Source organism: Arenibacter latericius DSM 15913, from assembly GCF_000424985.1.
GTDB lineage: Bacteria > Bacteroidota > Bacteroidia > Flavobacteriales > Flavobacteriaceae > Arenibacter > Arenibacter latericius.
On sequence record NZ_AUKX01000012.1, the window covers coordinates 103,336 to 112,442 of the forward strand.

A 9,107-nucleotide genomic window follows, 5' to 3' on the forward strand; every position below is an offset into this window, starting at 1 on the left:
TTAAATTTGGGAATGCTGTTTAAACATCCGGAAGTTCTTTGGTCGCTTTTTTTATTGCTTATCCCTATTTTCATTCACCTATTCCAACTTCGAAGATTTACCAAAACCCCATTTACCAATGTTAAGGTTCTTAAAAAGGTAATTGCAGAATCTAGAAAAAGTAAAAGCCTAAAAAAGTGGCTCTTACTTTTCACTCGTCTACTATTGTTTACTGCCCTCATCTTCGCTTTTGCTCAGCCTTTCTTTCCTGGGAAATCGGCCTTAAAAAATAGTCAGATCATAGTTTACTTAGATAATTCTTTTAGTATGCAGGCGGCTGATGATACTGGCACTCTTTTAGAAAACAAGGTTCAGAAGCTATTGAAGTCCATGCCTGCAGAGCGTAATTTCAGTCTCTTTACTAATGACCAGCTTTTTAAGGATATAAAAACAGACGATATTAAAAACGACCTGCTCTCCTTAACCTATACCGGGAATCAATTGTCTTTAGATGAAGTGAATCTAAAAGCCAAAAGCCTAATTAGAGACCGTGAAGATCCAAATAATGAATTAATCGTTATATCCGATTTTCAAAGTCACACCCCAACCTTAGCTTTAGATTCTTTAAAAAATATAAACCTTCATTTAGTACAAGCTCAATCAAAAGATCTAGCTAATGCTTCAATAGATACCGTCTATGTAACAGACGTTAATCCGGAAAGCATGAATCTAATTTGTGAGCTTATTAGTAGCGGCATTAGAGAAAACCTTCCAGTTTCCTTATATAATGGAGATAAGTTAATAGCAAAAACATCGGCAACCTTTAATGAAAACCTTAAAAGTAGTGTTGTTTTTACACTCCCGTCTAATGAACCTATTGAGGGAAAAATTACAATATCCGATTCAGGCCTAGAATATGATAACTACCTCTTTTTTAATGTCAGCAAAAAGGAGAAAATCAACGTATTATCTGTCAGCGAAGTACCGAGTCCTTTTTTAAGTCGAATTTTTGGGGAGGACGAATTTAACTATTCTGAATTTCTATTAAAATCCTTGAATTATGGGGAATTGGACTCACAAAACTTAATTATACTTAACGAATTAAAACAAATTCCTACGGCTTTACAGAATACGCTTCAATCTTTTATTAAAAATGGTGGAAACCTAGTAGTTATTCCTCATTTGGATCTAGATCTTACCAATTATAATGTATTCCTTAGAAATCAATTGAACACTTCTTTTATTCCAGGAAGCACCGAGGAACGAAAAGTAAGTGTGATTGAATTTCAACACCCCTTATACCAGCATGTTTTTGAAGAAAAAGTAACTAATTTTCAATATCCCAATCTAAAAAAACACTATAAGTTAAATTCTAATCTTCCAAAACTGCTTTCCTTGGATAATGGCGATCCCTTTCTTGTAGCCAAGAACGGAATTTACCTATTTACCGCCCCCATTTCTTTAGACAATTCCAACTTCACCCGTTCCCCATTGGTTGTTCCTACCTTCTACAATATGGGATGGAACAGCCTAAAGCTTCCCAATTTTTATGAAATTATTGGCAATAAAACTATCGTGGACCTACCTATCACCTTAGATAAAGACAAAATTATAAAGGTTACTGCTAGCAACACAGAATTTATACCCTATCAGCAGACCTATGCAAACAAAACAACACTAACATTTGATGAGCTCCCAAATACAGCTGGAAATTTTAATATTGGAGTTGAAGGTAAAAATATTGCCATGATAAGTTTTAATCACCCAAGAAATGAAAGTAATTTAAACTACCTAGATCTGAATGATTTATCCGCCAATTCTGTGAATGAAAACTTAGATCATTTATTTCAACAAATAGAAAGTGACCATAGCATAAAGGAGCTTTGGAAATGGTTTATTACTTTAGCGTTGGCATTTATCATAATAGAAGTTCTTATCCAAAAATATTTATAATGAACATACTCTTAAAATCCGCCACAATAGTAGATTCTTCTAACCCTGATTATCATTTTAAAAAGTGGGATATTCATATTGTAGACGGTATCATTAAGGAAATTGCGCCTATATTAGAGGTTAGCGATGATGTAAAAATAATTGAACACAAGAACCTGCATGTTTCTATAGGTTGGTTCGACTCCGGAGTCAGCTTTGGAGAGCCAGGTTACGAAGAAAGAGAGACTATTGCCAACGGACTCTATACCGCTGCCCGTAGTGGTTTTACTGACATTGTTCTTAACCCAAATACCAATCCGATTCCAGATAGCAGTTCCGATATTGTTTTCTTTAAAAATGCCTCTAGATCAAACGCGGTTAATATATATCCTCTTGGTGCGTTAACTATAAAGTCTGAAGGAGATAGTTTAGCAGAACTATACGATATGAAAAGTGCTGGTGCTGTTGGCTTTTACGATTATAAACGCCCAACAAGCAACCCTAACCTAATGAAGGTGGCTATACAATATGCTCATAACTTTGATGGTTTGGTACATAGTTTCCCTTTAAATAGATCAATTGCGGGAAAAGGAATAGTAAACGAAGGGGAGGTTTCTACCAAATTAGGATTAAAAGGAATTCCTCATATGGCAGAAGAATTAAATTTAGCAAGAGACCTATTTATTCTAGAATATACCGGTGGAAAATTACACATACCAACAATATCTACAGCCAAATCTGTAAAATTAATAGCAGAGGCTAAGAAGAAAGGACTAGATGTTAGTTGTAGTGTAGCCATCCATAATCTTTGCTTTACAGATGAGACATTGGTTGGTTTTGATTCTAGATACAAGCTAATGCCACCTCTTAGAACAAGTGAAGATTGCAAGGCTTTGATAAGAGGTCTTAAAGATGGGGTGATAGATTTTGTCACCACAGATCACAGACCTATGGATATTGAACTTAAGAGAGTGGAGTTTGACAATGCAGCTAACGGAACCATAGGTTTAGAAAGTGCTTTTGGAATGCTTAATTCCATTTTTGATTTAGAAACAGTCATAGCCCTTCTAACCAAGGGAAGAGAACGATACGGTATACCAAACCCAAGCCTTAAGGTTGGTGAAAAAGCGGTACTCACTCTGTTTAATCCCGATATTGAATATACCTTTACAGAAGACGATATCCTATCTAGCTCTAAAAATAGCGCATTCTTAGATAGCAAAATGAAGGGAAGGGCATTAGGGATAATAGGGAACGACCAATTAATTCACTAACTTTGAGTTTATAGACTAAACAACACCAAATGGATCAAAAAACAATTAATGAAGGTAAGACTATGGCAATGGTAAGTTACCTATTTGTAATAGGTTTAATTATTGCCCTTATAGTAAATAGCAATAAGAAAAATGCATTTGTCCAATTTCATATAGAACAATCTATAAGAGTGTGGATTCTTTCATTAATTATTAGCATCGTCTTATTCCTGTTTTCCTTATTAGGGATAGGTTTTTTAGGTTTACTTAGATGGGTCCCATTCGGATTTGCCATATTAGGCGTAATAAATGCGAATAGTGGAAAACTAGAAGATCTACCTTTAATTGGAAGTATAGGAAAATAAAATTTACAATAATCATATAAGTAGAGGTCTTTTATAGGCCTCTATTTATGTTTTTAATTTAAAGTTGAAGTAACTTTGCCTACATGAATGAAACAGTAAAAGAGGGGAAAACAACCGCAATAGTTGCCTATATGACTATGGTTGGGGCGCTAATAGCCATTTCTATGAACTCCGAACCAAAAAACGAATTTGCAAGATTTCATACCCGCCAAGCCTTTGGATTACACCTTGTTTTCTTAGGTGTCGCCATTTTTCTAAGTAATTGGTACAGTGAATACGCCTGGTACGGACTTTACGTCTTTTATATTGTAATGTGGTTCTATGGTTTCTTAGGTGCTTTAAACGACAAGAAACAGGAAGTACCTGTTCTTGGCCCCTATTTTCAAAAATGGTTCACTTTTATATCTTAAAATGACAACAGCAACACTTTCTTTAGAACATCTTATAAGACCATCAAACATAACAAATGGTAAAGCTCCGGTTCTTTTTATGTTCCATGGCTATGGAAGTAATGAGGAGGATTTATTTTCCTTTTCGCCAGAGCTACCAAAAGAATTATGCATCATCTCAGTAAGAGCCCCCTACCCTATGCAACCATTTGGTAATATGTGGTATGCAATTAATTTTGAAGCAAGTAAAGGGAAGTGGAATGATGATGAACAGGCAAAACTTTCCCGCGATAAAATTAAGGGATTTATAGAAGAAGCCTGTAGTACTTATGGTTTGGATGATACTAATGTAACTCTATTAGGTTTTAGTCAAGGGACAATCTTAAGTTACGCCGTAGCACTTAGCTATCCACAATTGGTTAAAAATGTAATCGCTTTAAGTGGATATATTAGCCCTTCAATGCTTTCTGAAAACTATCAGGAAAACGATTTTAAACATCTTAAAATTTATGCCTCTCACGGGAGCGTAGATCAGGTAATTCCGGTTTCATGGGCTCAAAAAGTACCAGAAATGTTAACTGAGCTTGGAATAGAACATGTATACGAAGAGTTTCCTGTTGGCCATGGAGTTGCACCACAAAACTTCCATTCTTTTAAAAAGTGGTTAGAAGATAAAATCTAAGTTGTATCATCCCCACTTTGTAAAATTAAAATAAATAAGGTCGACACCTTTTCTTTTGAGAGGTATCGACCTTATTTATTAATAGTATACCATCTACATTGTATGTAAATTTAGCACACTAAATTATAGTTGTTAAAATTCGTTTAGCTCCTAGTATACAGCAGGTGATCAATAAGGGTAAAATCTACTCCAAGATCATCCTTTAATTCGTACTTAATCAATAGTTCTCCCCAAAATTTACCATCAGAAAAATCGGCTAAAATCCACTTGTGATTTAATACTTTTATTTTATTGATTTTAAAATCACCTTCCATTCCCTCATAAGGCACCAAGGGATTGTTTCCTTTACTCTCATTCGTTTCCAACAACTTGTCTGTAATATAAGAACTTGGAGAATCTAATTTCAGATGATCATAATATGACAACGCATCATCATTGTTATCCAATGAAAAATATTGCATATCCATTACCTTTACCTGAAGCCCCCTTATAGAATCTTCTAATACCTCCAATTTTTCAGCCTTGGCTTCTATCAACCCATTCTTAGCCTTCACCATATTATTAGTGCTAATAAATTGATATAGCGCGATTAAAGAAATAAATAAAAATAAGTAAAAGAAAATTTTTTGTTTCATAGTTGAAATTAATTGATATTTAAAATAGGGAGATTACGTTTAAAGGGTTCTTTATTATAAGCCGTTACAAAAAAATTTAATGCCTAGCACTCTATTGTGAGGTTATCGTAAGCCAAATGGACATTTTGTGGTAATTTCTTCTCCACTTCATCATGGAATCCCAACAAGTGACTTATATGAGTTAAATAAGCGGTTTTGGGTTTAATAGCGTCTATAAATTCTAAAGCTTCTTCTAAGTTAAAATGGGAATGATGCGGCTCTATACGCAATGCATTAACAACCAACACCTTTACACCCTTTATTTTTTCCATTTCTACTTTTTCAATGCTTTTTACGTCTGTGAGATATACAAAATCCCGTATTCTAAACCCAAATACCTGTAGTCTATTGTGCTGAGCATCAACAGGTATAGCCATTAAATTTCCTATTTTAAAAGGCTTATGATTTTCAATGGTATTAACTTCTACACCTGGAGCACCAGGGTATCTGTTTTCATCGGCAAAGATATAATCAAATCGTTTCATTAACGAAGCAATAACTCTTTTATGTCCATAAATTGGAATATCTCCCTGTCTAAAAAAAAAGGGTCTTATATCATCTATCCCTGCAGTATGGTCTGCATGCTCATGAGTAAATAAGATACCATCTATCTTTACCACATTGTTAGTCAGCATTTGCTGTCTAAAATCGGGTCCACAGTCTATTACGTAATTATAATTGTCCCAAGACACTAATACAGATACACGTAGCCTTTTATCCTTTGGATTATCGCTAAGACAAACAGGATGCTTACTACCAATAACAGGAATGCCCTGCGATGTACCGGTTCCTAAAAATGTAATTTTCAAGCTAATTATTGTTTAATTCAAATTTATAATTTATTTATTTAATAGATAGTGTTATCTTATTAACTTTGTGCAAAGCAAATAAGCTATTATACCAAATTATTTTGAAAAAAGAGATTGCATTTACCAACGTTCCGTCTATTAAGGCGAAAACCTTACGTATTAATCTGAACCCTGATATTTATGGGACCTTTTCCGAAATTGGTGCCGGACAAGAAACCTCCGCACATTTTTTTAGATCTGGAGGGGCATCAGGGACTATTGCGAAGGCAATGAGTGCCTATGACAAGGATTTTAGTGATGCTATTTATGGGGTTGAGGAGGATGGCAGATATGTAACCCAATCCAGGTTGAACAAAATGTTGAATCATGAGATGGAGCATATGGAAAACAGAATCAGCCGTGAAAAGCATCCTGAAAGATTATTTTTTTCCTATGCAAACACCGTTGCTACAATAGATTTTTCTAAACGCTATAAAGGTCATGGGTGGATTGGTATTAGGTATCAATTAGATCCTAATCAGAAAGATCTTAACGAGATTATCCTACATATTAGGTTTAAGCAAAATGAAGCCCGATTACAACAGGAAACCTTAGGTATTGTAGGAGTAAATCTTATTTACGGTGCTTTTTATAAGTATAATAAGCCTACTAAATTATTAAGGTACCTCTATGACCATATTGACAAGGATACCGTAGAAATTGATATAGTAAATTTCTCCGGACCTAATTTTGCTAATGTAGACAATAGGTTGATGAGCCTGGAGTTAATTAAGAATAACATGACCGATGCGGTAATGTTTGGCCCCGATGGCAATAACCTTCTCCCTGCAACCATTCTTTACAAAAAGAATATTTTAGCACTTAGGGGTAGCTTTAGACCAGTGACCAAGGTAAATATGGATATGTTTAAAAAATCCTATGAAATATTTATCAGGGAACCTAAGGTAGAGGAAGATAACACGGTAGTTATTTTTGAGATTACTTTATCTAACCTCAAGGCATCCGGAAAAATTGATGAACAAGATTTTATGGACCGCGCAGAGCTTTTATGCTCCTTAGGACATACGATAATGATATCTAAGTTTCAGGAATATTATAAATTGGTAGAATATTTTAGCAATTATACCAAAGCCAAGATTGGTCTTACCATGGGCGTAAACAACCTTGTGGATATATTTGATGAAAAGTATTACCGACACCTAAGCGGAGGTATTTTAGAAGCCTTTGGAAAGTTATTCTTTAAAGACCTTAAGGTATATCTATATCCAATGAGAAATGAAGAAACGGGGCAGGTTATGACCAGTAATACCGTTAAAGTACACCCTAGAATGAAAGAATTGTACAAATTCTTTAAGTACAATGGGAAAGTAATGGATATTATAGATTACGATCCAGAAATTCTACATGTTTTCTCTAGAGATGTATTGCAAAAGATAATGAATGGCGAAGAAGGATGGGAATCCGTTTTACCAGAGGGAATAGCTGAAATCATTAAAAAGAAAAATCTTTTCACCCGAAAAAGCGAATTACTAGAAGGTGAAGAAGAGCAAGAAGCAGAAGGTAAAAAAGAGAAGGTCTAACACCACCTATTTAAAAGAAAATAGCCGGTCCAAAAATAGCGCATAACGCTTAATTTTGGACCGGCTTTTTTTTACGCGTGTTTTATACTATTTGAGCAGCGTGGTCCTTAGTCTTAACCTTATCTATTACCTTAGACACTACACCATTCTCATCTATTACAAAAGTCATTCTATGTATGCCGTCATATTTCCTTCCCATAAATTGTTTAGGTCCCCAAACACCAAAGGTATTTAAAACCGTATGGTCTTCATCGGCCAATAAAGGAAATGGGAAGTCGTATTTATTTCTAAAATTCGACTGTCTTTTTTGAGAATCTGCGCTTACCCCCAATAACTCATATCCTTGCGCTTGTAATTCAGAATAATTATCCCTTAAATTACAGGCCTCCGCCGTACAGCCAGGGGTACTTGCCTTGGGATAGAAAAAAACTATCAATTTCTTTCCTTCATAATCAGACAAATTAATTGTGTTTCCATCTTGGTCCTTAGCTGAAAATGAAGGTACCTTATCCCCTACTTTTAATGTATTCATATTAGTATCTTAAATAATTTTGTTACTTTGGAAATTGGTCTATCCATAGCCCAATTTCATATTTTTTTATAAAATTACACATTTAATGACTAAAAGAGAAAAAGTAGACTTCGCTATAAAAACTTTAAAGGAAATATACCCTACCATTCCTACCCCTCTAGACCATAAGGATCCGTATACACTGCTTATTGCAGTGCTTCTTTCCGCACAAAGTACAGATGTAAGGGTGAATATGATAACTCCATTATTATTTGAAAAAGCAGATAACCCTTATGATATGGTAAAGTTAACTGTTGATGAGATTAGAGAAATTATTAAACCTGTTGGTCTATCTCCAATGAAAGCTAAAGGAATCCATGGACTCTCTAAAATACTTATAGAAAAATACGATGGAATTGTTCCAAAAGATATAGAACTGTTGAAGGAGTTTCCAGCTGTAGGCCATAAAACAGCTAGTGTAGTAGTTGCTCAAGCATTTGGTATCCCTGCATTTCCGGTAGATACTCATATCCATAGATTGATGTACCGTTGGGGATTTTCTAACGGTAAAAATGTTGTGCAAACGGAAAGAGATGCTAAAAGATTATTCCCAAAAGAACTATGGAATGATCTTCACTTACAAATTATATGGTATGGTAGAGAATATTCCCCTGCCCGAGGATGGGATCTAGAAAAGGATATTATTACCAAAACTATTGGCAGAAAAGAAGTGATAAAGGACTATTATAAGACGAAGAAAAACAGAAAATAAGAAAGTTAAATTATAATTCTAGTGTTATTTAAATTTCCTTAGGTAAAATGCATAAGGCAATAGATAGGGACTAGACCATAAACTGTGTAAGTAGAAAATAGAGGGTAAACTAAACGCTTTATTTTATAAACTTGCCTGCGATAAAAATCCAGGTACTAATC

Annotated in this window: 10 protein-coding genes; 7 read left to right on the plus strand and 3 right to left on the minus strand. The window is 34.6% G+C overall.

From position 1 onward, the window contains the following. Positions 1-12: 12 nt before the first annotated feature. The 5 genes from H344_RS0107715 (at position 13) to H344_RS0107735 (ending at position 4,600) form a co-directional block, all read left to right on the plus strand. A complete protein-coding gene (locus tag H344_RS0107715) occupies positions 13-1,932 on the plus strand; it encodes a BatA domain-containing protein (RefSeq protein ID WP_026809798.1) in 1,920 nt (639 codons plus the stop codon). Then, positions 1,932-3,185, plus strand: coding sequence for a dihydroorotase (locus H344_RS0107720; RefSeq protein WP_026809799.1), 1,254 nt, complete (start codon positions 1,932-1,934; stop codon positions 3,183-3,185). The genes H344_RS0107715 and H344_RS0107720 overlap by 1 nt, the downstream gene beginning before the upstream one ends. A 29-nt stretch (positions 3,186-3,214) precedes the next feature. Then, entirely contained in the window at positions 3,215-3,529 is a 315-nt protein-coding gene (locus H344_RS0107725; protein WP_026809800.1) for a DUF4870 domain-containing protein, read from the plus strand. An 83-nt stretch (positions 3,530-3,612) separates the two neighbouring features. Continuing rightward, positions 3,613-3,939 carry a hypothetical protein gene (locus tag H344_RS0107730; protein WP_026809801.1) on the plus strand — a complete coding sequence of 109 codons (327 nt, stop codon included), beginning with the start codon at positions 3,613-3,615 and terminating at the stop codon, positions 3,937-3,939. 1 nt (position 3,940) lies between these two features. Then, positions 3,941-4,600 carry an alpha/beta hydrolase gene (locus H344_RS0107735; RefSeq protein WP_026809802.1) on the plus strand — a complete coding sequence of 220 codons (660 nt, stop codon included), beginning with the start codon at positions 3,941-3,943 and terminating at the stop codon, positions 4,598-4,600. Between the two features lie 143 nt (positions 4,601-4,743). Here the strand turns inward: H344_RS0107735 and H344_RS0107740 are convergent, their stop codons facing one another. Together H344_RS0107740 and H344_RS0107745 are read right to left on the minus strand one after the other, a co-directional pair. Continuing rightward, positions 4,744-5,235 (minus strand): hypothetical protein, encoded by a 492-nt coding sequence (locus H344_RS0107740; RefSeq protein ID WP_026809803.1) that lies wholly within the window; start codon positions 5,233-5,235, stop codon positions 4,744-4,746. 83 nt (positions 5,236-5,318) lie between these two features. Continuing rightward, a complete protein-coding gene (locus tag H344_RS0107745; RefSeq protein WP_026809804.1) occupies positions 5,319-6,083 on the minus strand; it encodes an MBL fold metallo-hydrolase in 765 nt (254 codons plus the stop codon). 98 nt (positions 6,084-6,181) lie between these two features. Between H344_RS0107745 and H344_RS19850 the strand changes: the two genes are divergently transcribed. Continuing rightward, positions 6,182-7,663, plus strand: a complete 1,482-nt coding sequence (locus H344_RS19850; RefSeq protein WP_394330141.1) for a TonB-dependent receptor — start codon at positions 6,182-6,184, stop codon at positions 7,661-7,663. Positions 7,664-7,745: 82 nt separating this feature from the next. Here H344_RS19850 and bcp read toward each other — a convergent pair whose 3' ends face one another. Then, positions 7,746-8,195, minus strand: a complete 450-nt coding sequence (bcp, locus tag H344_RS0107755) for a thioredoxin-dependent thiol peroxidase (protein WP_026809805.1) — start codon at positions 8,193-8,195, stop codon at positions 7,746-7,748. Between the two features lie 85 nt (positions 8,196-8,280). Between bcp and H344_RS0107760 the strand changes: the two genes are divergently transcribed. Then, complete coding sequence (locus H344_RS0107760) at positions 8,281-8,946, plus strand: endonuclease III domain-containing protein (protein ID WP_026809806.1); 666 nt, start codon at positions 8,281-8,283, stop codon at positions 8,944-8,946. Positions 8,947-9,107 lie beyond the last annotated feature (161 nt).